At 37.4% G+C, this 25,630-nt stretch carries 24 protein-coding genes; 9 read left to right on the top strand and 15 right to left on the bottom strand.

Annotated features, from left to right (window positions below):
- Positions 1–89 precede the first annotated feature (89 nt).
- From JEP36_RS09885 to maeB, 5 genes are all read right to left on the bottom strand, one after another.
- On the bottom strand, positions 90–2,333 hold the full coding sequence (locus tag JEP36_RS09885; RefSeq protein ID WP_198625718.1) for a TonB-dependent receptor: 2,244 nt from the start codon (positions 2,331–2,333) through the stop codon (positions 90–92).
- Positions 2,334–2,499: 166 nt separating this feature from the next.
- Positions 2,500–4,668 carry a S9 family peptidase gene (locus JEP36_RS09880; RefSeq protein WP_198630144.1) on the bottom strand — a complete coding sequence of 723 codons (2,169 nt, stop codon included), beginning with the start codon at positions 4,666–4,668 and terminating at the stop codon, positions 2,500–2,502.
- Positions 4,669–4,696: 28 nt separating this feature from the next.
- The gene (locus JEP36_RS09875; protein WP_232797462.1) at positions 4,697–5,479 is read right to left on the bottom strand and encodes an energy transducer TonB family protein; all 783 of its coding nucleotides are present in this window, start codon (positions 5,477–5,479) and stop codon (positions 4,697–4,699) included.
- A 45-nt stretch (positions 5,480–5,524) separates the two neighbouring features.
- Positions 5,525–6,394: a ChaN family lipoprotein gene (locus JEP36_RS09870; RefSeq protein WP_196532492.1), complete on the bottom strand. Its 870-nt coding sequence runs from the start codon at positions 6,392–6,394 to the stop codon at positions 5,525–5,527.
- A 215-nt stretch (positions 6,395–6,609) separates the two neighbouring features.
- Complete coding sequence (maeB, locus tag JEP36_RS09865; RefSeq protein WP_198630143.1) at positions 6,610–8,892, bottom strand: NADP-dependent oxaloacetate-decarboxylating malate dehydrogenase; 2,283 nt, start codon at positions 8,890–8,892, stop codon at positions 6,610–6,612.
- Positions 8,893–9,448: 556 nt separating this feature from the next.
- Between maeB and JEP36_RS09860 the strand changes: the two genes are divergently transcribed.
- Positions 9,449–10,072, top strand: coding sequence for a response regulator (locus JEP36_RS09860; protein ID WP_069368881.1), 624 nt, complete (start codon positions 9,449–9,451; stop codon positions 10,070–10,072).
- Positions 10,073–10,149: 77 nt separating this feature from the next.
- On the opposite strand, the gene JEP36_RS09855 is transcribed toward JEP36_RS09860, so the two are convergent.
- Positions 10,150–10,710, bottom strand: coding sequence for a hypothetical protein (locus JEP36_RS09855; RefSeq protein WP_100160343.1), 561 nt, complete (start codon positions 10,708–10,710; stop codon positions 10,150–10,152).
- A gap of 206 nt (positions 10,711–10,916) precedes the next feature.
- Here JEP36_RS09855 and JEP36_RS09850 point away from each other — a divergent pair, with 206 nt between their 5' ends.
- From JEP36_RS09850 to JEP36_RS09840, 3 genes are read left to right on the top strand one after another with little or no spacing between them, the layout of a single operon-like run.
- Positions 10,917–11,288, top strand: coding sequence for an ArsC family reductase (locus JEP36_RS09850; RefSeq protein WP_109373644.1), 372 nt, complete (start codon positions 10,917–10,919; stop codon positions 11,286–11,288).
- A 5-nt stretch (positions 11,289–11,293) separates the two neighbouring features.
- Entirely contained in the window at positions 11,294–12,424 is a 1,131-nt protein-coding gene (dapE, locus tag JEP36_RS09845) for a succinyl-diaminopimelate desuccinylase (protein ID WP_198625720.1), read from the top strand.
- A complete protein-coding gene (locus JEP36_RS09840; protein ID WP_109373646.1) occupies positions 12,421–13,089 on the top strand; it encodes a M15 family metallopeptidase in 669 nt (222 codons plus the stop codon). Before dapE ends, JEP36_RS09840 begins: the two co-directional genes overlap by 4 nt.
- Before the next feature lie 2 nt (positions 13,090–13,091).
- Here JEP36_RS09840 and JEP36_RS09835 read toward each other — a convergent pair whose 3' ends face one another.
- Positions 13,092–13,475 (bottom strand): DUF454 family protein, encoded by a 384-nt coding sequence (locus tag JEP36_RS09835; protein ID WP_109373647.1) that lies wholly within the window; start codon positions 13,473–13,475, stop codon positions 13,092–13,094.
- 98 nt (positions 13,476–13,573) lie between these two features.
- On the opposite strand from JEP36_RS09835, the gene JEP36_RS09830 reads away from it, so the two are divergent.
- Complete coding sequence (locus JEP36_RS09830; RefSeq protein ID WP_109373648.1) at positions 13,574–13,783, top strand: YpfN family protein; 210 nt, start codon at positions 13,574–13,576, stop codon at positions 13,781–13,783.
- Here the strand turns inward: JEP36_RS09830 and JEP36_RS09825 are convergent.
- The 3 genes from JEP36_RS09825 to ypfJ form a co-directional block, all read right to left on the bottom strand.
- On the bottom strand, positions 13,746–15,794 hold the full coding sequence (locus JEP36_RS09825) for a tRNA(Met) cytidine acetyltransferase TmcA (protein WP_198630142.1): 2,049 nt from the start codon (positions 15,792–15,794) through the stop codon (positions 13,746–13,748). The genes JEP36_RS09830 and JEP36_RS09825 overlap by 38 nt on opposite strands.
- A gap of 2 nt (positions 15,795–15,796) precedes the next feature.
- The gene (locus JEP36_RS09820) at positions 15,797–16,249 is read right to left on the bottom strand and encodes a DUF441 domain-containing protein (protein WP_006533030.1); all 453 of its coding nucleotides are present in this window, start codon (positions 16,247–16,249) and stop codon (positions 15,797–15,799) included.
- A 61-nt stretch (positions 16,250–16,310) separates the two neighbouring features.
- Entirely contained in the window at positions 16,311–17,195 is an 885-nt protein-coding gene (gene ypfJ, locus JEP36_RS09815) for a KPN_02809 family neutral zinc metallopeptidase (RefSeq protein ID WP_198619858.1), read from the bottom strand.
- A gap of 268 nt (positions 17,196–17,463) precedes the next feature.
- Here ypfJ and JEP36_RS09810 point away from each other — a divergent pair, with 268 nt between their 5' ends.
- Together JEP36_RS09810 and JEP36_RS09805 are read left to right on the top strand one after the other, a co-directional pair.
- The gene (locus JEP36_RS09810) at positions 17,464–18,162 is read left to right on the top strand and encodes a helix-turn-helix transcriptional regulator (protein WP_198619857.1); all 699 of its coding nucleotides are present in this window, start codon (positions 17,464–17,466) and stop codon (positions 18,160–18,162) included.
- Positions 18,163–18,264: 102 nt separating this feature from the next.
- Positions 18,265–18,876 carry a glutathione S-transferase family protein gene (locus tag JEP36_RS09805; RefSeq protein WP_198630141.1) on the top strand — a complete coding sequence of 204 codons (612 nt, stop codon included), beginning with the start codon at positions 18,265–18,267 and terminating at the stop codon, positions 18,874–18,876.
- Positions 18,877–19,042: 166 nt separating this feature from the next.
- Here JEP36_RS09805 and purC read toward each other — a convergent pair whose 3' ends face one another.
- The 4 genes from purC to dapA form a co-directional block, all read right to left on the bottom strand.
- A complete protein-coding gene (gene purC / locus JEP36_RS09800; protein ID WP_088495303.1) occupies positions 19,043–19,756 on the bottom strand; it encodes a phosphoribosylaminoimidazolesuccinocarboxamide synthase in 714 nt (237 codons plus the stop codon).
- A 524-nt stretch (positions 19,757–20,280) separates the two neighbouring features.
- A complete protein-coding gene (locus tag JEP36_RS09795) occupies positions 20,281–20,871 on the bottom strand; it encodes a phosphatase PAP2 family protein (protein ID WP_023581905.1) in 591 nt (196 codons plus the stop codon).
- A 249-nt stretch (positions 20,872–21,120) separates the two neighbouring features.
- Positions 21,121–22,167, bottom strand: coding sequence for an outer membrane protein assembly factor BamC (gene bamC, locus JEP36_RS09790; protein ID WP_198630140.1), 1,047 nt, complete (start codon positions 22,165–22,167; stop codon positions 21,121–21,123).
- A gap of 16 nt (positions 22,168–22,183) precedes the next feature.
- Positions 22,184–23,083 (bottom strand): 4-hydroxy-tetrahydrodipicolinate synthase, encoded by a 900-nt coding sequence (dapA, locus tag JEP36_RS09785; RefSeq protein ID WP_198619854.1) that lies wholly within the window; start codon positions 23,081–23,083, stop codon positions 22,184–22,186.
- Between the two features lie 215 nt (positions 23,084–23,298).
- Between dapA and JEP36_RS09780 the strand changes: the two genes are divergently transcribed.
- Together JEP36_RS09780 and bcp are read left to right on the top strand one after the other, a co-directional pair.
- The gene (locus JEP36_RS09780) at positions 23,299–23,856 is read left to right on the top strand and encodes a glycine cleavage system transcriptional repressor (RefSeq protein WP_088495300.1); all 558 of its coding nucleotides are present in this window, start codon (positions 23,299–23,301) and stop codon (positions 23,854–23,856) included.
- 18 nt (positions 23,857–23,874) lie between these two features.
- Positions 23,875–24,345 (top strand): thioredoxin-dependent thiol peroxidase, encoded by a 471-nt coding sequence (bcp, locus tag JEP36_RS09775; protein ID WP_151435413.1) that lies wholly within the window; start codon positions 23,875–23,877, stop codon positions 24,343–24,345.
- An 85-nt stretch (positions 24,346–24,430) separates the two neighbouring features.
- Here bcp and JEP36_RS09770 read toward each other — a convergent pair whose 3' ends face one another.
- On the bottom strand, positions 24,431–25,507 hold the full coding sequence (locus tag JEP36_RS09770) for an AI-2E family transporter (protein WP_109373655.1): 1,077 nt from the start codon (positions 25,505–25,507) through the stop codon (positions 24,431–24,433).
- Between the last annotated feature and the right edge of the window lie 123 nt (positions 25,508–25,630).

The following is a 25,630-nucleotide window of genomic DNA, read 5'->3' as shown; positions in this document are numbered from 1 at the left end:
TTAGTGAAACCGTGATACAAAAAACGGCACCAATCTTCCTTTGATGCCGTTTTTTATTATTTATACTTTAAAATAATCATTACGTTACATTAAAAACGTACTTCTCCTGCAAAAAGATAACTTCTGCCACGGGCAGTTTGTGTATTTGCACTCGGATCTTGCATAATCGGCGCTGAATTACTTCTATCAAGCGCATTAGAATAGTTTTTATTCATTAAATTATGCACGGCAAATTTTAAAGAAATATTTTTATTAATTCTGTAATTACTATAAACGTCGACAACCGTTGGGATATCATCTTGCTGTACCATTGGTACTTTACCTGTATCGTAATCTACCCCTTCTGGTGAGGATTTACGTGCTTTTCCCGTTATTTGGATCACAGTGCCTAGTTCTAATGACTGGTCATCAAAGAAGCGAACACCAGTATCAATAGTGGCATAATATTTAGGTAATTCAGAAGCGGGCGTTTGCCCAAAGTCTGTACTGGCAATCGAAGTCGGCTGTGAAGTTCGTTGATCACTGTATGAAAGGTTAGTGTAAAACACCCCTGCGTCATAATTTGCTTGTAGCTCATAACCACGTAAAGTCACAGGATCAAGGCTATTGGTGTACAAGAAAATATTCCCATCGTATTCTATCCCCGCGTAATCCTCGCCAGTTAAAGAACCGTCATTTTTACAACGCACCCCACCTTTACATACCAAATAAGAATCACTGGAAATGTAGTCTTTGATTTTTGTGTGATACCACAATCCTTTAAATCGTAAACTATCACCTTCTATCATTAAATCTGGGTGATAACTATTAAAACCAATTTGGACGGTATCGGCTTTTTCACTTTTTAAAAATGGATTCATTGAAGCACCACCTTCATTGGCAAAAAAGATCTCTTGTGATGTCGGTGCCCTCATGGTGTGTGCATAGCTTACAAAAGGCTGAAATTCAGGAATAATTTCGGCAGAAAACAACATGCCTGGATCCCAATTTCTATCATGGCGACTGAGGTTCATTTCACCTTCGGGGAAACATGCGGCTCGTGGATCACAAGCGGGTTTTCGCCCTTTAATATGATAATCGACATAATTTAAATTAAGGTCGAGAGTATAAATATCATATTCAAATTTCATTTGTGAAAAGAAGCTGGTTAAATCATTTTTTCCTTGAGGTGCAAACGTATTATATTCAACCATATTTTGTGCTTGCCACGGATCAGTAGAAGGTGCAATAACACTGCGTTTGTATTCTGTTGACATTAATTTTGTGCCCAGTGTTAATGCCATATCCAATTCATCATAATTAAAGCGGCTGGTATTTTTAGCGACTAGTGAATCAGATATATTTTTTGCATTTGCTTCACGTAAACTCACAAGAGAATCACCCGCAAACTTTTGCGATGCTTGACTATGGCTAAGCAGAATTTCGCTATCAAATAGATCATTTAATGGTGTATAGCGATATTTTGCATAATAATCTTTAGCATCAATTTTACGGCGATTAAAATCATTGTTATAAAAACGACCACTTAATTCTAATTCATGAGAATCATTTGGTTTTATATTTATTTTGGTAAGTTCTGAGTGTGGTCTTTGATTAAATTCTTTACTTGTAGAAAATTCTTCACTATTAAAGCCAGCGCCATTTTTATAAGACGATTCTATTTTATGTCCACTTAACGCAAGCATTGCACCAACAGAACCATTATCATTAAATAATGAACGCTGCCCTGCAAAAGCAACCATACCGTTATAACCTAAGCCATTTGTACCACCAGCTGCTTTACTTCTGACACCCCAAGTGTGTCCTTGAAATAAAATATCTTCTACACCAATAGTTTTAAAATTAGCACTTCCTGCCAGGGCATTAATACTATTTTCACCGTCTTGTTGACCACGAGAAATATCGATTTGAATAATAAAATTCGGATCGATCATGCTATTAAATTGGTTGTAAGGTTGCGCGCCATGCGCATATTGGCTAGGTGATGTGCTATACATAGTTTGAGTGACACCATCAACCATCATATTAACGCGACCAAAACCACTTAATCCGCGAATATTAACACCAATGCCCGGCTGACTCACATCCATTTGAGTATATGTTCCCGGCGTTGAACGTAATGTTTGTTCAACAGATTCAAGATTATTAATTTCACCAATAGAGCTATAAGCACCCGGTTTTCCCAATGCTTTTTGTTCAGGCGTTTCTTTTTGTGCTGATGAAACTTTTAAGCTACTAAATTGAATCGCTTTATCTGTTTCAGATGCAATGGCAAGATGATTAACACCCGAAAATAAAATAAGAGTGCTAAGTATTTTCCTTGTAAATTTCATAATAAACCTATTCTTTATTTTTATTTAAATAGGCTCACGTTGCTTTATATAAAGTAAATTAAACTAGAAAATATTATTATTGTTATGTTTGCTTTAAATAATAGCGCTGTCTCCCTTAAAGAGAGACAGGCTAATTTATTAAACTGATTTACTATTACTGATTATTCTATTTTATATTTTGAGCTTTAAAATAGACTTCAGGCTGTTCTAACATCAGAATAAAGGCATATTCTTTTGCTGTATCGCGTAAGCGATTAAAACGCCCTGATTTACCACCATGCCCTGCACTCATATTAGTTTCAAGTAATAGCAGATTATTATCTGTTTTTAATTCACGCAATTTCGCAACCCATTTTGCAGGCTCCCAATATTGCACTTGTGAATCATGTAACCCTGTTGTGACTAATAAATGAGGGTATGCCTTGGCAACCACATTGTCATATGGGCTATACGATTTTAGGCGGAAATAAACGTCTTTATCCGCAGGATTTCCCCATTCTTCATATTCCCCTGTTGTTAAAGGAATTGAAGCATCAAGCATTGTTGTCACAACATCCACAAATGGAACTTGAGATACAACACCTCGGTATAATTCAGGTGCCATATTCACAACGACGCCCATTAATAATCCGCCCGCACTGCCACCCATAGCGTAAACGTGTTTGGGTGCTCCGTAACCTTTGGCAATTAGATATTTAGTGGCATCAATAAAGTCTGTAAAAGTATTAACTTTATGTTCCATTTTACCTTGGTTATACCAGCGTTTACCTAATTCACCGCCACCACGCACATGCACAATGGCATACACAAAGCCTCGGTCTAATAAGCTTAAACGAGGTGAACTAAACGAAGGATCGATGCTGCTACCGTAAGAGCCATAGCCATAAATTAAGATAGGATTTTCACCTTTCTTAAATAAGTCTTTGCGATAAACCAATGATACGGGAACTTCAACACCGTCTTGTGCTTTTACCCAGATACGCTCGCTTTCATATAAATTGCGTTCAAAGCCTTTCACTTCTTGCTGTTTAAGCAATTGCTTTTGATGCGTTTGCATATTCCATTGATAAGTTGAAGAAGGCGTTGTCATGGAAGTATAACCAAAGCGAAGCTCTTCGCTATCTGCTTGAGGGTTAAAACCTAGCCATGCCATATAAACAGGATCGTCAAAGGTCACATTTGTCGATTGACCTGTTTTCCAATCAATTTGACGTAATGACACTAGTCCTTGTTTTCTTTCTTCCACAACTAACCAGCGATTAAAGAGATCAAAACCTTCTAAATCGACCTCTTTTTGTGGTGCAATGACGGTTTCCCAAGGCTTATCGATTGATGCCGTTTTATAAAGACCAAACAATTCACTCTCATGATTCGAACGAATATAGAATTCACCATTAAAATGGTCGATATCATATTCACGCCCTTCTTGACGCGCAGAGAATATTACCATTGGTTTTTCTGGCGCATTCGCATCAATTAAACGAGATTCTGAGGTTGTTGAGCTTTCAATAGAGACAAGAATGTAATCTTCAGATTTACTTTTACCCATCCATGTATAAAAGCGATCGTCGTTTTCTTCGAAGATTTTGACATCTTGTTTACGATCAGTGCCATATTGATGGCGATAGATTTGATAAGGCAGTAAGGTTTGCGGATCTTTATCAACATAAAATAGTGTTTTGCTGTCGTTTGCCCACACAAGATTTGCTGAGATATTGGTTAACACATTCTCTTTCCATGTATTATCCGATAAATCTTTATAGGCAACATTATAGTTTCTGCGCCCTTCTTTATCTTCTGCAATAGCGATACGTTTGTTATCTGGGCTGATTGTCAAATCACCTAATTGATAGAATTCGTGCCCTTTAGCACGTTCGTTTCCATCAACGAGAACTTCCCATTCACCTTCGCTATTTACTGGTTTACGCTGATAAATAGGGAAATCTTTACCTTCTTGATAAATAGTACGATAAGTATAGCCATTATAAATATAAGGCACTGATTCATCGTTTTGAGCCATACGGCTCACCATTTCATTAAAGAGCGTTTCTTCGAGCGCCTTGCCTTCTTTCATCACTGATTCAGTATAGGCATTTTCAGCATTCAGATAATCAAGCACGTTAGGATCTTTACGTGAATCATCTCTTAGCCAATAGTAATTATCGGTGCGCGTGTCTCCATGTTCTGTCATCACATGAGGCACTTTATTCGCTTTTGGTGGCATCACTAGGGAGTCCTTCTGATTTTGAGCCAATGCAGGTGTTGCTGAAATTAACAATGCCATGATCACACTCGTTAATTGCAACGTCATCCGTTTTTTTGTTGCGACTAGCATAACGTTTTATTTCCTTTTTGACCTGTCGTTAGAACGTTAGTGTAGAAAACTCAATTGGCATTTCAACCATTATTTTACCTTTCGACAATAACTCAATTGGTGGTATCGGTAAGGGCTCTGCACGTTTGAGTACTCGTTGTGCTTCTCTGTCTAAAGAACGCACGCCACTACTAAGAATTAATTCACTCGATATGACATAACCTTGTTCATCAACAATAAAGCGTACTTTAGAAATCCCTGTTCTACCTTTACTTTTAGCTTCTTCGGGATAGGCTTTATAGCGATTAAGATGCCCTTTTGTTTTAGCTTGCCATAATGCTAATGCGCTTTCCGTGCTATCTGAATCGCTATCATAATTTGCACTAACATCATTAGATTGCTGTTTCGCCGCAGAGCGACTGCTTGATGGTGCTGATTGGCTAGACACATTTTCGCTAATAGTAGGCGCGGGCTTTACCGGAGAGGTTATAGGTGTCACTTTAGCTGTTTGCTCTACATTGACTCTTTTTTTAGGCTTTTCGAGCAAAATATCTGCATTTTCATTCACAATCAGATCAGGCTGTTTTTCAGCAATATCTTGCTCTACCTTTTTTTGACTTGCTACCGCCAATTGTTGATCGACGCCTACAACCTGTTTTTCATCACTGAGTGCTTGGACGTTTTCACTTAAGCTCATCATTACAGCTAATTCTGGCTCTTGTATAAGTACCGTATTCTCTTTATTGAAATAAAAATAAGCCATGACAAAAATAGCATGTACACCGAGAGCCAAAATAAATGCTTTAGAACTACAAAGCTGAAATTTTGGCATTTGATCCATACAAGAAGAAATAAGCATATTCGTGTTATCAATAAATTAAGGTAAGGCGACAGGTGTTATCCAAAGATAATCGGCATGAACGGAAGTCACATCACTTCCCTCTTCCGTCATTATCACCACAGTTACTTTTTCATTCGGCGCTAGATCAGCAACGTGTAAAGGTACACCCATTACTTTTGTGGCATGAAAAGAGCCAGCAATTAACAGAGCGGGTGTCGGAGCATCTAATAAACTTTTAGCCATTGCACGATCACGCAATTGCTGAATAACCGTCATTTTTTCTGCTTGTGTTTTATCAAGCTCACCGCCATGAGAAAGCTCAATTGTTTTTTGAATAAGTTGGCGAACAGATGTATCAGTTGAATGCACACCATCAATAATAGGAGGATTTTTATACGCACTAGATATTTCACTGCGATCAATATTTGCCGCTAATAAAGGATAATCAGCGCTTAGCCCTGCTTTAACTATATTGCCATACCATTTCCAAGGCCAACCTGAATTCCATTTTAATGCAGCCATTAGTCGCTCATCTCGTAGATATTCAGATCCTGAATAACGTTTCTTTGTGTTATCCACTAATGATTGCTGGCTTGGCGTTAGCATCTCAAGTAAAACCGCTCCTTGAGGGCGTTTTTTAGGTAGCTCTGTCATTAACCAATATTCAATATCATGATGATAAGCATTGTCATGTTTTTCACCAATAATCACATGTGATTGACTTGCTAATCGTGTTAACAGTGTGTCTGCTGTGATGGATTGCCCAGTCTGAGTATCAATGATGTTTGCTGACTGAATAATTGCCAGATCTACGGTTGATACAGGTTGTTTTTCTATTGAATGACATGCTGAAAGACTTATTAATGAAACTAGTAGTAAGATCCTTTTTGATATTGAGAAAAACATAATCATCCTATTAGTTATATATACCTACTTTAGTTAGACGCATAGGTTAATATTGTTGCTAATAATTATCAATATCATTCTTATATTAATTTGTATTTAACATTCTTTATGCTGATTTGATGAGCATAAAAAACCCCCGATAATCGGTTGTCCAACTATCGGGGGTCACTTCAATAAAAGGCGCTTTATGAATGGAATTATTTAATTAGTAACAATTAATTTTGAGATTGTGCCTGAGCTTCCACAACAGCTAATGCCACCATATTCACGATACGACGTACTGATGCAATTGGCGTCAAGATGTGGGCAGGTTTAGCAATACCCATTAATACTGGTCCTACTGTCACACCATCAGAGCTTGTCACACGCAGCAAGTTATAGCTAATACGTGCAGCTTCCATTGTTGGCATAACTAATAGGTTTGCAGCGCCTTTTAATGGACTATCTGGCATCACATCACGGCGAATAGATTCTACTAATGCTGCATCTGCATGCATTTCACCATCAATCTCTAATTCAGGTGCACGTTGCTTGATTATCTCTAACGCTTTTCTGAGTTTGATTGAAGATGGGCTATCAAATGAGCCGAAACTTGAACGAGAAACCAGCGCTGCTTTTGGCTCGATACCAAAGCGACGAATAGTATCAGCAGCCATAATCGTAATATCGGCTAGTTGTTCTGCGGTCGGATCTTCATTAACGTAAGTGTCTGTAATAAAGGTGTTACCACTTGGCAATAGCAGAGCATTCATTGCTCCTGCGGTTTCCATTCCTTCACGTAAGCCAAACACATTTTTGTAGATTTCAAAATGTTCAGAATAGCTACCCACAGTACCACAAATCAGGCCATCTGCTTCACCTCGGCGAACCATAATGGCACCAATAAGTGTTGGATTGCCAATCATTGCACGGCGAGCTTGCTCTTGTGATACACCGCGACGTTTCATGATTTGGTGATATTCTTGCCAATACTCTTTGAAACGTGGGTCGTTTTCATTATTCACCACCTCAAAGTCTTTACCAGCTTTAATGTGTAAACCCAATTTCTGAATACGCATTTCAATCACACTAGGACGACCAATTAAAATTGGAGTGGCTAATCCTAATGTTACTAATTCTTGTGTTGCATGCAGTACGCGGTTTTCTTCCCCTTCTGCTAACACAATGCGTTTTTTCTCTTTTTTCGCTTGCGAGAAAATAGGTTTCATAAATAAGTTCGTTTTATAAACAAACTCATTAAGGTGTTCAATATAAGCAGAGAAATCTTCAATTGGACGTGTTGCAACACCTGAATCCATCGCCGCTTTTGCAACTGCTGGCGCAATTTTCACAATCAAACGTGGATCAAACGGTTTCGGAATAATGTATTCAGGACCAAAAGAGAGTTCCTGATCACCATAGGCAGAAGCAACTTCTTCGTTTTGTTCCGCGAGTGCTAATTCTGCAATAGCATGAACACAAGCGAGTTTCATCTCTTCATTAATTGCTGTCGCACCAACGTCTAATGCGCCACGGAAGATGAATGGGAAACACAATACGTTATTAACCTGATTTGGGTAGTCAGAACGCCCTGTACAGATAATCGCATCTGAACGTACAGCTTTTACTAACGGCGGTAAAATTTCAGGTTCTGGGTTTGCAAGCGCGAGAATAAGTGGATCGCGAGCCATTTTCTTGACCATTTCTTGCGTTAATACGCCAGGTCCTGAGCAACCTAAGAAAATATCAGCATTATTAATAACGTCATCTAATGTACGAGTACCGTTATCTTCGATTGCATAAGCAGCTTTGGTTTCTGCCATATTAGCTTCACGTCCACGGTAGATAACCCCTTTAGAGTCACATACAGTGATGTTTTCGCGTGTTAGCCCTAAAGCAACTAATAAGTTCATACAAGCAATAGACGCGGCACCTGCTCCTGATACCACTAATTTTACTTTACTAATTTCTTTTTTAATAATACGCAAGCCATTGAGAATTGCGGCTGTAGAGATAATCGCTGTACCATGCTGATCATCATGGAATACAGGAATGTTCATTTTCTCACGCAGTTTTTTCTCAATATAGAAACACTCTGGTGCTTTAATATCTTCGAGGTTAATACCACCAAATGTTGGCTCTAATGATGCGATAATATCAACGAGTTTGTCAGGATCTGTCTCATTAACTTCAATGTCAAAAACATCAACGCCAGAAAACTTCTTAAACAAAACGCCTTTACCTTCCATTACAGGCTTACCTGCTAAGGCACCGATATTTCCAAGTCCAAGTACCGCAGTACCATTTGAAATCACCGCGACAAGGTTACCTTTGGCTGTGTAGCGATAAGCAGCAAGAGGATCTGCTGCAATTTCTAAACAAGGAGCGGCGACGCCTGGTGAATAAGCTAATGCTAAATCACGTTGGGTTATGAGTGGTTTTGTTGGTGTTACTGTGATTTTGCCAGGTACGGGAAATTCATGAAAATCTAGAGCGCTTTGTTTTAATTTGTCTTCCATCTTCATATCCTTTGTATCAATAGGGTAAGGGCTTCGTTAGTATAATGGTAATGGAGCGTTAAATCATGACGGCTCCGACACTTTTTTCAAATTAGTAAACAAGATTTATTATAAACAATTAATACCTAGTTATAGGTATATTATTAACACTATTTAATTTCACCGGTGTAATAAACTCGAACAGAAAAAAGACAATATTTGTTTATTATTTACCAGATATTAAATTAACATTTAAAATAATTAATTTTTTTATATTGTTTAAAAAAACAATAACTATTTTCACTTTTTGATTATTTTTTAAATAGCCTTATCTCTGCACAACTCATTGTAACTATAAAGATTTTATAGAATTAGATTTTTTGTTAGTCGTTTTGGTTATTTTCTTTTTTACCCGTAACAATAATTGGTGTAATATTGCGAACCGTCAATTTTATTTTCTTATTGTTTTAATAAGATGTCTGATTCTAATTTTTATTCCTCATTTGGAATTTACTTTTTTATTTTCTGCTATTGGAAAGATTACGCACATTATTATTTTTTTTTAGGGAGAGGGGTTATGCCTAGCTACTCAATTATGATAGTGGATGATCACCCTATCATGAGATATGGATTACGGCTATTGTTAGAAAAAGACAAGGACTTTGTCGTAGTAAGCGAAAGTGGCAATGCTCAAGAGGCTGTAACCGCTGCAAAACAGTTAAATCCAGACTTAATTATGATGGATTTAAATCTACAAGGGCGTTCAGGTATCGATATTATTCGAACACTTCGTCGCTCTGGTTTAACATCTTATGTTCTTGTTTTATCCGTTTCTGATTCACGTAATGATGTTTACGCTGCGTTGGATGCTGGCGCAAACGGTTATCTTTTAAAAGAGTGTGAGTTAGACATGCTATTACTTAGCCTACGCAAAGCAGCTGTTGGGCATCCTGTTTATAGTGAGCGAGTGTGGCAATATATTCAACTTAGGCAAAACTATTCTGATCCACTTTCAGCATTGACTAAAAGAGAGTTGGATGTTCTTCATGAAGTGTCTGCTGGAATGAAAAATAAACAAATTGCTGAGAATTTATTTATTTCTGAAGAAACAGTGAAAGTCCACATTCGTAATATTTTAAAGAAACTGCAAGTCACTTCTCGTTTAGCTGCCAGTCTTATTCTTATTAAGCATCAGTACTAAACGCTTTACCCCGACACAGGGTCGGGGTAATCAGAGCTATTATTGAATATTCTGCTTAGTGCTATATTAAATCATCTCTACTCAATAGGAACTGGATAACTTAATACTTTAAAATGGTTATCTGGTAATTTTTCGATATTTAACTGGTACAGCTCTCGATTTATTCCATTAATCACAATATCAAGTTCGCTAAAAGCGGATTGTATTTCTTCATTGGTTGCCCATGAAGGAATACCTTTTACACCATAATAAAAATAAATTTTACTTTTGCCTGATCCTATCGGTTGGATCTCTTTAATTTGGCTAATGAACAGGTGACCATAACAGAAGTCTTGATAAGGTTGCCATGCTCTGCGCCCTTTTTCACTGAGATTGAACACCCATTCTTCTCCATTTGCGGTTTGTTCAATCAATCCTGCCTCAACTAATGCATGCATTCTTTCTAGCACCCAAGGTGCATCATCTTCATTGCTGTACACAGGCCATTTCCCTTCGCCCAAACACAATAAATAATCACTGTTAAAAAAAGCCTCTAAGGCTATTTTATACTCATCAACTTTTTGACTGTCATTTTCTTCATCTGCCCAGCTAAAAGAAGAAAGTAAAAGCAATATAAGACTCAGTGAAATACTTTTCATATTCTCTTTTACCAACGGAAATCTTTATTCGTATTTGTATTACTCTACGCTACACAATTCGTTACACTAACGTGACAGTTTAATATCCGATATATTTTATAATGTAAATAGGATTTTTCACTACAACAAAAGCTGTTATTTTGGAATTGTATAACACTCATTCTCATCAATACTAATATTACGTATTGTCATATAAGGAAAATATCATGTCCACGACAAACCTGACATATACCATGTACGGCATAAAAAATTGCGATACAATCAAAAAAGCACGTAAATGGCTAGATGATAATCATGTTCCCTACACGTTTCATGATTACCGCAAAGAGGGTTTGACGGAAGCATTATTACGCACCTTTACAGAAAATTTAGATTGGCAGACACTTGTGAATAAAAGAGGAACAACTTGGCGTCAATTATCTGATGAAGAAAAAAACGCAATCACTGATGTTACCTCTGCAATCTCACTTATGTTAGATAAACCCGCGATCATTAAACGCCCTATTCTTGTGTCATCAGACAACCGCTTTGTTGTTGGTTTTGATGTCAATGATTATTCGTCCTTTACAGGAGCCTAATTTTTATGTCCTGTCCTGTTATTGAGCTTGCACAACAACTGATTTCGCGTCCCTCAATCAGCCCTGATGATCAAGGTTGTCAGCAACTGATTATCGATAGGCTTGCCCCTCTTGGTTTTACGATTGAAAGAATGCCTTTTGGTGAAACTGAAAATCTCTGGGCTTGTCGTGGTGGTGAAGGCGAAACACTAGCTTTTGCTGGTCATACTGATGTTGTACCAACAGGTGATCTTGATTTGTGGGATAACCCGCCTTTTGAACCATCTATTCGTGATGGTATGTTATATGGACGCGGTGCGGCGGATATGAAAGGCTCGCTTGCCGCCATGATTGTCGCTGCTGAACGTTTTGTTCGCTCTTATCCTGATCACCGTGGACGACTAGCCTTTTTAATTACATCGGATGAAGAAGCCAAAGCCGCAGACGGCACAGTTAAAGTCGTACAATCGTTAATGTCACGTGGCGAACGTCTCGACTATTGCCTTGTGGGTGAGCCTTCAAGCCAACATCATTTAGGCGATATGGTAAAAAATGGTCGTCGAGGCTCAATAACAGCAAATTTAATTATTCAAGGTGTGCAAGGTCATGTCGCTTACCCTCACCTTGCAGAAAATCCTATTCATCTTGCCTCCCCTTTTATCCAAGAGCTCGTTAATACTGTTTGGGATGAAGGTAACGAGTTTTTCCCAGCAACCACAATGCAAATTGCTAATATCCATGCAGGTACAGGCAGCAATAATGTGATCCCCGGTGAGCTGCTTATTCAATTTAATTTCCGCTTTAGTACTGCCATTACAGATGAAGAAATTCGCCAACGTACAGAAGCGTTACTACAAAAGCATCAACTTCGCTATCAGTTGGAATGGTCTTTATCTGGTCAGCCTTTTATTACTGGGCAAGGTAAATTACTTGAAGCTGTCCGTTACTCCGTTAAGCATTACACCAATTTAGAGCCAGAGCTTTCCACCAGTGGAGGCACTTCTGATGGTCGATTTATTGCCCAAATGGGCGCGCAAGTTGTCGAATTAGGCCCTGTTAATGCAACAATTCATAAAGTTAATGAGTGTGTTAATGCGGCAGATTTACAACAGCTTAGCCGAATTTATCAGCGGGTTATGGAGCAACTTATTTTATGATAACGCCTTTAATGCTAACTGGCCGTTCTACTGATCATTTAGTCACTTTATCTGGTCAGCATCGCTTACAATTTAATGCCACTAAAGCTTTTTTAGCATTACAACAACAAGCCACAAAAGCAGGCTTTAAATTAATGCCAGCCAGCTCTTTTCGTGATTTTAATCGCCAATTAGCTATATGGAATGGAAAGTTTGAAGGTACTCGCCCTGTTTTAGATGCACAAAGCCAGCCAATAGATATTCATGCATTATCAGATGGTGAGCGCTGTATCGCTATTTTAAAATGGTCAGCATTGCCTGGTGCAAGTCGCCACCATTGGGGCACTGAGATTGATATTTACGATCCTTTTCGTTTACCTGAAGGGCAATCATTACAATTAGAACCTTGGGAATACGAAGATGGTGGCTATTTTGCAGAGCTTAATGAATGGTTAACAGAGAATATGTCAGCGTATGACTTTTATCGCCCTTTTACTCATAAAGAGAGCGATATTGCTTACGAGCCATGGCATATCAGTTATTGGCCTCTTTCCCATGAAGCTTCTCTTGCTTATACGCCTGATATTCTAAAATCTGTGTTAGAAGAAGAGAATATTTATGGTAAACAGTGGCTGTTAGCTAATCTTGACGAAATATTTGCACGTTACATTGTTTTGCCTGAGTAACGTTATTTTTCACATGGGACTTCTTGTTGATCATTAACAGGAAGTCTCCACATAAATATCAACAAACACACTAAGATTATCAGCAATAATATTCTGACCCAAAGCATAGACACTAGCCACAGTGAAATCGCAAAGGTAATTAAGATCACTAAGATTGCTTTAGGTTTCGCCCCTTTAGGCATAGCGTGATAAGTTTGCCAATATCGTAAATAAGGACCAAACCAAGAGCGATAAAGTAACCAATAATGGAAGCGCTTCGACGAACGAGAAAAACACCATGCAGCAAGCAATAAGAAAGGTGTAGTGGGTAACACAGGCAAAATAACACCTAATGTAGCTAATCCAACACATAACCAACCTGCTATAATCAATAATATCCGTTTCATGCTGTGCTTTTCCAACCTATGCTTTATTGCGTTATTTTATAGAGTAAATAAAAAAGATCCTCATTCTCAACAACAATTTTAAAATATAAGGCTTATTTATGCACTGGATTGCTGACTATTGGTGGGTAATTTTAATTCTTTTAGTAGGAATTATCATTAACGCTATTAAAGATATGAACAAAATCGATCCCAAGCAATTTCTTAAAAATAAGCGAAAGTTGCCTCCACATCGTGATTTTAATGATAAATGGGATGATGAAGATGATTGGCCTAAACAAAATCAAAACAAGAAGGATGAGAATAAGTAGCTAGCCACTGTTGATAACGCGATGTTAATTGAGGATCTTTTTCAGCCATTAATTGCGCACATTGCTCTCTTAATTGCTTAGTTAAGACTTTTTTTCCTGATAAAGAAAACTCAGCCACACACTGCTCGAGTGACTTATTGTCTACAAAAAAAGCCACTAATAACGGATAGTGTTGCTCATAACCTACTAAAAAATTAGCAACACTCTCATAAACAGTAAGTGCGGGACGATGAGCAAATGCAAAACCCGCCATCACTAACCAACGGTCTTGTGATGTAGCAACATGATTTGGTATTAAATTATCCGCTAAGCAGAGCTTGGTTTGCTGTTCTATCTGCGGATATTGCAAAGCAAAAGCGCGTAAAGACGAGCGTAATAACTGTTCGCCTTTTTCTGTTAGTGGATAAATTGCCATTGCAGCGTAGCATCCACTGCTTGCCTCTTTATGTACCCCTAAGCGCACTATTTGAAAGCCACATTGCATCCAAAACTGTGCTAACACTTCGGTATAACCAAAGCTCATCGAAAGATAATCAATAGCCTGTTTTTGACTCTCTTTTACAATATTAGCAATTAAAGTTGCGGCAATTTTTTGGCGTCGATATTGAGGTAAAACAGCAATGCGGCTAATACGCAATGAGTTCAAACACATTGCATCGGGTGTTAAACCATAAGTTACTAATGATTGAGCAACCAAATTACCTCTTGGCCTACGAGTACCTAGCCAGACATCATAAGCAAGTTCGAAAGGTAATCCTCCTTCTTCGATACACCACACAGCACCCACGATTTTTTTATTGATTGATGCTGACCAATAACGCTGTTTTTGACCATCAAGTAAACGCCGTAGATCAAGTGGCGTTGTTCGATAATGCGCACTAGTAAGTAACTGATAAAAATCATGTAGTTGTGAAATATTGTTATGCCAATTTCCTTGAAGCTGGTGGATATCGACTTCACCTTGTTTTTGACGCTCAAAATCAGACTCAAGCTCATCAAGCAATAACAATTGATTAAGCCAATTTTCTAATGGACAATCTTTAGCCCAACGAATTGGTGTTTGTAATTGATAGGTATGCAAATTAGGAATGTTATCTCCTAATTTCAGCATAAAACCTCGCCCTGTTCCTTCATAGCCTTGTACTGTGGTTGTCATTAAGACATTAGGGAAATAACCACACAGCACTTCTAGTTGTGCAATAGGCAAAGAAGCAGCCTCATCAATAATTAGCCAATCACTTTGAATTTCGTTATTTATACACAGCGCTAATAAATTATCAGGAGAGTAAAATGAAATAGCTTTATTGGTGTGTGAAGATAAAACATCTGTACTATTTTTAGCAGGTGCACATACCAGCACATTTCCTTGATATTGTTCGATAAACATTCCCGCCAGCGCTGACTTTCCTCTGCCTCTTGGTGCAATAACACTCCAAATACCCGATGTCGATAATAGCAAATTATCTAAAATTACTTGCTGTTCTGCGGTTGGTTTACCTTGTGGAAGTGCCCAAGGTTTAGCCTTTTCAATCAATTTGGGTAATTGAAATGGCGTTGATTGTTGCCAGACAATTGCTTTGTCATCACCTAAAGTGATGTTTTTTAGCCATGCCATAAAATTTGGTGTTGAAAGTACACCTTGAGCATCATTCCATCGCTGACTATCGTTATCGGTATAACTGTCCCAACGTTCAATATCAGGCAAGCACAAAATCAATACACTACCTGCTTTTAATGTGCCCGTTAACATGGCTAAAGCATCAGTATTAAATCCTTCATTAGCATCAAAAACCGCATGTAGGAACTCACGCCCCAATAGGCGAATAGCTTGTTCAGGTAAAATAGCATGGGGTTGATTGAAAGAAATAGTGACCCAATCACCTTGGCATAATTGAGTAATTTGCTGGATCTGTGCCGTTTGCCATGCTGGTTCACCCGCTAATAGCAGTAACTGGCGTTGCCCTAATTGAGCTAATTTTTGCTGATATTGATGTAAATGAGACAATGGCACAGCTAGGATTTACCGATTAACAATGAAAGAATACCAGCTGCAATTAATGGCCCAACAGGCACACCTCGGAAAAGTGCGACACCAATGACTGTTCCCACTAATAAGCCAGCAACCGTTGAAGGCTGGTTATTCATTAGAGAAACGCCCCGTGCGCCTAACCAAGAAACCGCGATACCTATCGCAATTGCTAGTAATGATTTCCAGTTTAAAAATGAGTTAAGAACTTCTTGCCCTGAAATACGTCCTGTTGCTATGGGTGTCATTACCCCAATGGTCAAAATTAAGATCCCGATAGTCATGCCATATTTTTCAACAACAGGAAAATATTGATTTAGAGGTGTGATTTTAATCACTAGCAAAGCAAGCATTGCTAACGTTACAGTCATATTATGACTAATAATGCCAAGTCCTGCGAGAACCAGCAAAATTAATAGTGAGGGATCAACGTTACTCATGTTTGTTCCTAAACCTTTCTCTTTATAGCGTTAATTATCTTTTATTTACCGACAAATGGTATTAGTTCAAAGACGAAGAAGCAAATGTATCGCAAGATTTAATACTGCCACTGTTATAGCCTCTCATAAACCAAGTCTTGCGCTGTTCTGCTGTGCCGTGTGTAAAACTATCGGGCACTACATAACCTTGCTGTTGTTTCTGTAACTTGTCATCACCTATCGCTTGCGCCGTTTTGATCGCGGTTAATAAATCGCTTTCATCAATACGACCTTCACCTGCAATAAAATGTCCCCACATTCCAGCAAAACAGTCTGCTTGCAACTCTAATTTTACAGATAAACGATTTGCCTCTGCTTTTGAACGCGCCATTTGTTGTTTTTCACGCATTTGATTAGTGATACCTAATAAATGCTGAACATGGTGCCCTACTTCATGTGAAATCACATAACCTTGAGCAAATTCACCGCCACCACCTAGGCTATGTTTCATTTCATTATAAAAAGAGAGATCGAGATAAATCTTTCTATCCGCGGGACAATAAAAAGGTCCCATTATTTTTGTACCTGTACCGCATTGCGTTGTGGTGCTGTTGGTATATAAAACAAGTTTAGGATAGCTATATTGTTTGCCTGCTTGTGCAAAAATAGTTTGCCAAAAATCTTCTGTACTGGCTAAAACGACGCTACTAAAATCTGCGGCTTCATTATAAAGGGCACTTTGTTGTTCGTTGCGTTGTGGCGATTGGTCGGTTTCACCCGTTAATGAGTTAAAGTCAAATCCCATAAAACTGGCTATCACTAAAACAATAATAACCACAAACCCATATTTAGTGCGTAACAAAAGTGCAATTAATCCTAATGGGAGATTGCCACCGCCTGATGCGGGAGAAGATTGCCCTCTTCTATCTTCAACATTGTCACTTCTTCGGCGATCATTCCAACGCATAACTTATCCCCACATTTTAAATAGACGACTTTAGATTTATTATGAACAAATTTATCACTTGATTTGAGATAATAACAAATAATTGCAATCTCTATTCCCTATTTTTTAAGAGCAAGATAATAGAGACTATCAGAGTAAGCTAGTACCCGTTGTCACAACGAAAAAAATAAGCATCATAAGGAATTAAAACTGCTTTTTTAACGATTTCATAATAGAATTCTTATTTCTTGCCTTTGTATTTTTTCTTCACTAATAAATAGATAATTTAATGACTCGAACTCAACGTTTACTCACTTTATTGCAGATTTTAAAAGAAAATCGCTATCCGATAACGGCAGAGGTATTAGCAGATAAATTACAAATTAGTGTTAGATCTATTTATCGTGATATTGAGTCTTTACGTAATCAAGGTGCTGAAATTACGGGTGAAGCAGGTATAGGTTATCAGCTAAAATCAGGTTTACTCCTACCGCCATTAACCTTTGATATTAATGAACTTGAAGCACTTATTTTAGGTTTACGTTGGGTAGAAAGTAATACAGATAAAGAGTTAAGTCACTCGGCGTTACGGGCAATTAATAAAATCAATGCTGTAATAACAACACAGCATCAAACATTGCTTGAACAAAATACATTGTTTGTTCCCACTAACCGAATTATTGAAGTTGATCATACCATTGCTAAAGATATGCGTTTTAGTTTACGCGAAGAAAAAAAAGCCAAAATAGATTATAAAGATGCTCAAAAACAATTAAGCACTCGAATTATTTGGCCTATTGCTGTGGGTTACTTTCAAGATTCACAAGTGATTGCTGCATGGTGTGAACTACGCCAAAGCTATCGCCATTTTAGGCTCGATAGAATTATCTCTTATGAAGTATTAAGTGAGAATTTGCCTTACCCTAAAAACTATTTACTCTCTCGATGGAAAAAAGAGATCCTCAAAGAGGCTCCTGACAAAAACTGACGCACCGTTTGCGTAATATCTTCCTTGCTGTTCGCTGTTCTTTGTTTAGCTATAGTTTCAGTTTAAACAACTTCATATTAATCAACACAGTAAGGAAACATTATGAGTGAACTTATTCTTTATACTAATACAATGTCTCGCGGTAACACCGTTGAACTTTTCTTAAAAATATTAGATGTGTCTTATCAGCGTGTTGAATTAGAATATGGCGAACCAATGCGCACCCCTGAATATCTTGCTATTAATCCGATGGCAAAAGTTCCTGCATTAGTCGATGGCGAAACCGTTGTTACAGAGACAGCGGCAATTTGTGCTTATTTAGCAGATAAGTTTATTGAAAAAGGATTTGCTCCTGCCCTTAATTCACCTGAGCGTGCTGCTTATTATCGTTGGTTCTTTTTTACAGCAGGCCCTATTGAATCTGCATTTACGGTGAAAGAGCTTGGTATTGAACTTAATGAAGAACAGCAAAAATCATCTGGTTTTGGTTCTTTTGAACGCGCTTTTCATTGCTTAGAAACGGGCTTAGCCAGCGCCAAACCTTATCTTTGTGGTAAAAATCTGACTGCCGCTGATATTTATGTGGGTTATTTCCTTATATTTTTGTGCAAGTATGCGCTTATCCAGCCTGCACCTCTGATTAATCAATATATTGATAGCCTTGCGCTTAATAATGAGATTAAACAATTATTAGAAAGCTTAGGATTACGATAAATTTTCTTATTATTAAACATAATTCAATCAAGCTATCTGTATAGTTGCTTAATTATGTTCTTTAATACATTTTCATTTAAAACGTGATATTTAAAACAAAAGGTCAGCTTTTAAGCTGACCTTTTCTAATTACATCTTGTTTAACTTGACGTAATCGTTTGCGTATTTAGTCTAAAGAAACACCGATTCGACGTGCAACTTCTTCGTATGCTTCAATTAATCCGCCTAAGCTTTGACGGAAACGGTCTTTATCCATTTTATCTAAGGTGTTTTTATCCCATAGACGGCTTCCATCAGGAGAGAATTCATCTCCTAATACAACTTTGCCATGAAATAGACCAAACTCAAGTTTAAAATCGACTAAAATAAGTCCTGCTTTATCAAAGAGTTCGCTAAGGACATCGTTTGCTTTATAACTCAAACGTTTCATTTCTGCGAGGTTTTCTTTAGACACCCAACCAAAGGTTTCACAATAAGATTCATTGACCATAGGATCATGACGAGCATCATCTTTCAAGAATAAATCAAAGATTGGTGGATTTAAAAGTGTACCTTCTTCGATACCTAAACGTTTGACTAATGATCCCGCTGCACGATTACGGATAACGCATTCAACAGGTACCATATCGAGTTTTTTTACTAGCACTTCATTATCAGAAAGCAAACGTTCCATCTGCGTTGGGATACCCGCTTCTTCCAGTTTATTCATAATGAAATGGTTAAATTTGTTATTTACCATTCCTTTACGATCAAACTGTTCAATACGTTGGCCATCTAACGCTGATGTATCATTTCTGAATTCAAGGATAAGAAAATCAGAAGATTCAGTGGCGTAGACCGTTTTGGCTTTTCCACGATACAACTCAGCTTTTTTCTGCATCTGACACACTCCAAAGATGTGATAGGTTTAACAAGAAATTTGCTTCCCATACTCTACTCTAGATTAGATAAAAAAGCTTTTAAAACGTGAGTACTATCACTAAAAAATCTCAGCGACAACGCATTGCTCACAACGTTTTTTTGTTGAAAACCACACCATAATTAGAAATCATATTTCAATTAATTCTATTGAATAACTGCGCTAATAACTAAAGTTATCATAATCAATATAAAGAGTGGTTTAGTAAAATTAGGATATATAAAATATAAAAAGTCAGAATAAGAATAATTATAGATTATATCACCTTATTATTTCTATTTTCAGATGATATTCTTAATAGACCTTAGATCTGTTTCAGATTACATCTATTTTGAGTAATCAATAATAAAAAAACCAGATTAATTTCTTTTTATTGAAAATTAATCTGGTTATCAATATTAGCATTAACAAGTTTTAATGATTTATCTCTTATCTATTTTTATATTAAAAAAATTCATGTTATCTCGTAATAACATAATGCTTTATTAAATAATAAAACAGTAGATCTCATAAGCAAACCAACCTAATAAAGCGCCGGCAGGTAAATCAATTAAGTAATGTTGTTTTGTAAACATGCAAGATAATGCAATAAATAATGGGAATAAGAAAACCCATGGTCCTAAAGTTGCATAAGCAAGACACGCTGTGAGTGTTGCAACAGAAACGTGCATACTTGGGAAGCAGTTTGAGGAATCATCAAAATACTGAACAAACTTAAGAAATTTCTCTGACGCTGTTTTTCCTGGGTTTAAGGTACGCCAATGTGCTGGGGTTGCAACAGGGAACACAACAAAGAAAAACATTTGCATAACTAACAAAACAATATAACTAAAAACAATCATAATAAATTGTCTTGAGTCTTGAATGATCCAATTGAGATATAAAATTGCAGGATAATATAAAAAGCTATAGATCCATGACCACCATGGCCAGAAAGGGATCTTTTCATCAATCGGTGAATTAATAATTTTCACTTCTCTCAATGTATATCGTTGAGTAAAAAAATAAAATTGATAAACACCTACAATAAGTATCCCACTTAATATCAAGTGAATAATCATATCACCTGCACTCATAAATACTCCTTCATATAGTCAGAGAATGCTTTGTTATTTTTATTTAAGAATAAGAATTGACGCAATATTGCATAAAATTAAGCGTATTGCATTAAGATTAATATTATTAATAAATTTAAATTAAACCCTATCATTAAAAGAGCATTCAATTAATGATGTTTAATTTAAATTAATACAATTAAGTTAAGATCATAAAAAAAGCCGCACAACATATATTGTGCGGCTTCTCATATTTTTAAAGAAGAATACTTATTTTACAGGCTTACTGAAAGCAGCTTTCAGTGCAGCAACCATTTGATCATTTTGTGATTGTGTTAATGGTTTACCTTTATCACTGATAAATTGTAAACTACTTCGGTTATTTAAATCGCCGACTTGTAATTTATAATCCGCTTCTTCAACAGTTGGTCTATCAACACCTAACGCACTCCAGTTTGCACTGCTCATTCCTTTATAGGTTACTTCAATTGAACCTTTAGAACGTGTGCGATCGCCCATCTTCATACCAACACTTTCTAATGCAATAGGTAATCTATCCCAAACCACATCAAATGGTGCACGAACGATGATCACTGGAAGGCCAGCATTATCACTGCCGCTTTGGACATCGATAATACCTTGTATGTTGCTGCTTGCCGTATTTTCGCTTAAATTACGCATACGGTTTAAGCCATCAACCAATTCGTTAAGCATTAAAATATTATAACGCTTCACTTCAGCCGGATCAGTCATTTCAGTTTCGCCTTGGCGTAAACCTTCGTTAGTCACTGTTAACGAAATAACATTACCTGACTGAGCAATTACTAAACGCTGGCGTGTTTGGAAAGGTACGTTTTCATCAGCACGTAACCATGTGATCCAATCAGTATGGAGCTCTTTTTGTCCAGCATCACTTTTAACAATCGCAATACCTTTCTCTTTTAAGATAGAGCTAACTTGTTCATATAGTGTTGTGTTTTCAGGTGAGTTTGGTAATAGCAAACGGCTGTTATCTGCATTATTTTCACTACGAGAACCACTTAATAGATTCAATGCTTGAGTTGGTGGACGAATATCAAGCGCTAAACCAACAGGTTCAGTTCTTTTAGGGGTTGGAATGTCATATTCCCCATTTTGCAAAGGCAACACCATACCCGCCGGAATCGCTAAATTCTTTAGCCCTGCTGTCTCTAAATAAGACTCATCACCACTGATCTGACGTTTATAGCGCTGATCACTTGAACAGGCTGCCAGTAAGACCACCAGCGACAGACCCGCGACTTTCATAATCTTTGATTTATGCAATAGTGTTGCCATTAAAATTCCCTAAGTTTTACAGTATTCCCGCTGTTAACAGCGCTTTCTCAACAATTTGCTGACCTGATGATGTCAACGGAGTCATAGGTAAGCGCAATGTGGCGTCTTCAATCAATCCAATACGTTGACACGCCCATTTAGCTGGGATTGGATTAGGTTCAACAAATAACTGATGATGTAAGTCCATCAGACGTCGGTTAAGTTCACGCGCTTTCGCAAACTCACCCGCATTTGCTAATCGACATAATTCTACCATCTCTGACGCAGCAACGTTAGCAGTAACCGAAATAACACCCTGACCGCCAAGTTGCATAAAGTCTAATGATGATGCGTCATCACCACTTAATAAGATAAAACTATCATCATTAACCAACTCTTGGATTTGACTAACACGACTTAAGTTCCCTGTCGCCTCTTTAATTGCCACAATATTATCCAACTTGGCTAAACGTGCAACAGTTACAGGCAATAAATCGCATCCAGTACGACCCGGTACATTATACAGGATTTGTGGTAACTCGGTGCTTTCAGAAATCGCTTTAAAGTGCTGATATAACCCTTCTTGTGAAGGTTTATTATAATATGGCGTTACACTTAAACAACCTGCAATACCTTTATTTTCAAACTGTTGTGTAAACCAGACTGCTTCAGATGTTGCATTAGCGCCCGTACCGGCAATGACAGGAATACGCCCATCAGCCATATCTAATGTCATTAAAACGACATCAACATGCTCGTCATGACCTAATGTTGCAGATTCTCCAGTTGTACCGACAGAAACAATTGCAGCACTGCCTGCCTTAACATGATAATCAACTAATTTACGTAAACTAACCCGGTCAACGTTGCCTTTTGCATCCATTGGTGTCACCAATGCCACCATACTGCCTGTAAAATTAAATTCGTTATTCACCATAATCATTGCTCCGAGATAGACGTATACTCAATGGTACTCATTCATTGCTCTATTGAAAACTACTTAACTCTAGGTTTCTAATGAAATTTGCTAATATTCTTTGATATGAATTAAAGAGATATAATAATTGAAGATAGTGAACAAGGGATCTTGGCAGAAATCGAAATTTGTGTTTACCTGTTAAGAATAAACTGAAAGTCAAAAGGAACCTTATTTTGCCCATACCTGATAAACATTTTCTCGTCATTACTGCATTAGGTGCTGACCGTCCTGGTATTGTTGATACCATTACACAATTAGTCAGCCAATGCGGATGTAATATCGAGGACAGCCGACTTGCGATGTTTGGTCAAGAGTTTACGTTTATCATGCTACTTTCAGGTGGCTGGAACGCTATTGCACAGTTAGAAGCGTTGTTGCCCATTAAAAGTGCCGAACTGGATTTATTGACCGTAATGAAAAGAACGACCAATGGTGCACCAATTACCTATCCTTCAACAATTGCAGCGAAAGTTGATATTGAAGATGCGCCCGGTATTGTAGAACGCTTTACTAATCTATTTAGCCAACATAATTTTAATCTTGCTGAATTAATATCTAAAACACATCCATCAGAAGATGGCTCACCTGCCCGTTTAGAAATACAGATTACGGCGCATAATCCATTAGATGATCATGGTATTGTTATTAATGAGAAATTTAATCAATTATGTACAGAGCTGAACGCTCAAGGCACAATAAGTATCGTAAATAGTCTGATGATGAAACAGTAAAAAATGGAGAATGACCTAATGAACCCATTAAAAGCCGGTGAAAAGGCGCCTCAATTCAGTCTGCCCGACCAAGATGGAGAAACGATTAATTTATCTGATTTCGCTGGCCAACGTGTGCTCGTTTATTTTTACCCTAAAGCAATGACACCAGGTTGTACAACCCAAGCTTGTGGCTTACGTGATGAAATGGATGCACTAAAAAAAGCCAAAGTTGAAGTATTAGGTATCAGTACAGATAAATCAGAAAAACTTTCCCGTTTCGCTGAAAAAGAGATGTTAAATTTTACGTTGCTTTCAGATGAAGATCATAAGATCGCAGAAGAGTTTGGTATCTGGGGAGAAAAGCAATTTATGGGAAAAACTTACGATGGTATTCATCGTACAACATTCTTAATTGATAAAAATGGTGTTATCGAACACGTATTTGATAACTTTAAAACCAGTAACCACCATCAAGTCGTTCTCGACTATCTCGCTCAACATCCATAATTAATACTTCGAATTGATAAGATAACAGACAGCTTACACTGTCTGTTTTTTTATCTGTTTTTTATTAATATATTCAATGAGGTACTTAGCTTTTCTTTATATTTTGCTCATTCGCAATTTCATCGGGTAATGCATGCAATACTGCTTTTATCAGCGTTGCTAATGGAATAGCAAAGAAAACGCCCCAAAATCCCCACATTCCACCGAATATAATCACTGATAATATAATGACTAACGGGTGCATATTTACGGCTTCAGAATACAGAATTGGTACTAATAAATTACTATCTAATCCTTGAACAACAAGATAAGCGATAAATAACGCCCAGAAATCAGAGCCTAATCCCCACTGCGATAATGCAATCACAATAACTGGGATCGTTGCTAAAACAGCACCAACGTAAGGAACTAAAACAGAAACACCGACAATAACAGCAAGTAATACAGAGTAGCGTAAGTCAAAGAAAGCAAATACAAAATAAGTGAAAATACCCACAATTATCATTTCAGTGACTTTACCGCGAATATAATTGGTAATTTGCTGATTAACTTCAATCCAAACTTGTGCTGCCAATATTCTGTTTTTCGGCAAAACACGACGAACCGCATTAAGCATCTGTTGCTTATCTTTAAGTAAGAAGAAAGTCATTAAAGGAACAAGAATAAGATAAATCGACAGTGTAATAATTCCGATTAACGAAGCTAAAGATACTTTTAATACAGATTCAGCCACCGTTGAGAACTTGCTGCGTAAATTTTCTGCCATCATATCAACGATGCCGGCATCCATTAATGCAGGGAAGCGATCGGGTAATTCATGTGCAAATGCATTGAACTTATTGATCATATTTGGGATATCTGAAATCAGCGTCATCCCTTGTTGCCACACCGTTGGCGCTAAAATCAAAATAACAATGGCACTAATACCGATAAAGAGTGTCAGAATTATCGATACTGCCCATATACGGGCACATCCTAATTTTTCAAGTAAATGAGTTGGCCACTCTAAAAGATAAGCAAGCACAATTGCCACCAATAAAGGAGCAAGTATGCCACTGAAAAAATACAGAATTGAAAAGCCGGCAATCAAAATGACCACAAGGGCGATAACTTGTGGATCAGCAAATCGGCGTTTGTACCATTGAACAAGCAAGTCCAGCATGAAAATAAAGATCCTTTATAATAATCAGAACAATAGAGCTATATGTATTCATTTACATAAGCAATAATCTTTTGACAGATTTTACGTTAGGTTTTGCTATCATACATCATTAATTATTAATTA

The sequence above is a fragment of the Proteus sp. PR00208 genome (assembly GCF_016238545.1).
GTDB lineage: Bacteria > Pseudomonadota > Gammaproteobacteria > Enterobacterales > Enterobacteriaceae > Proteus.
This window is presented reverse-complemented; position numbering and strand designations above follow the sequence as displayed.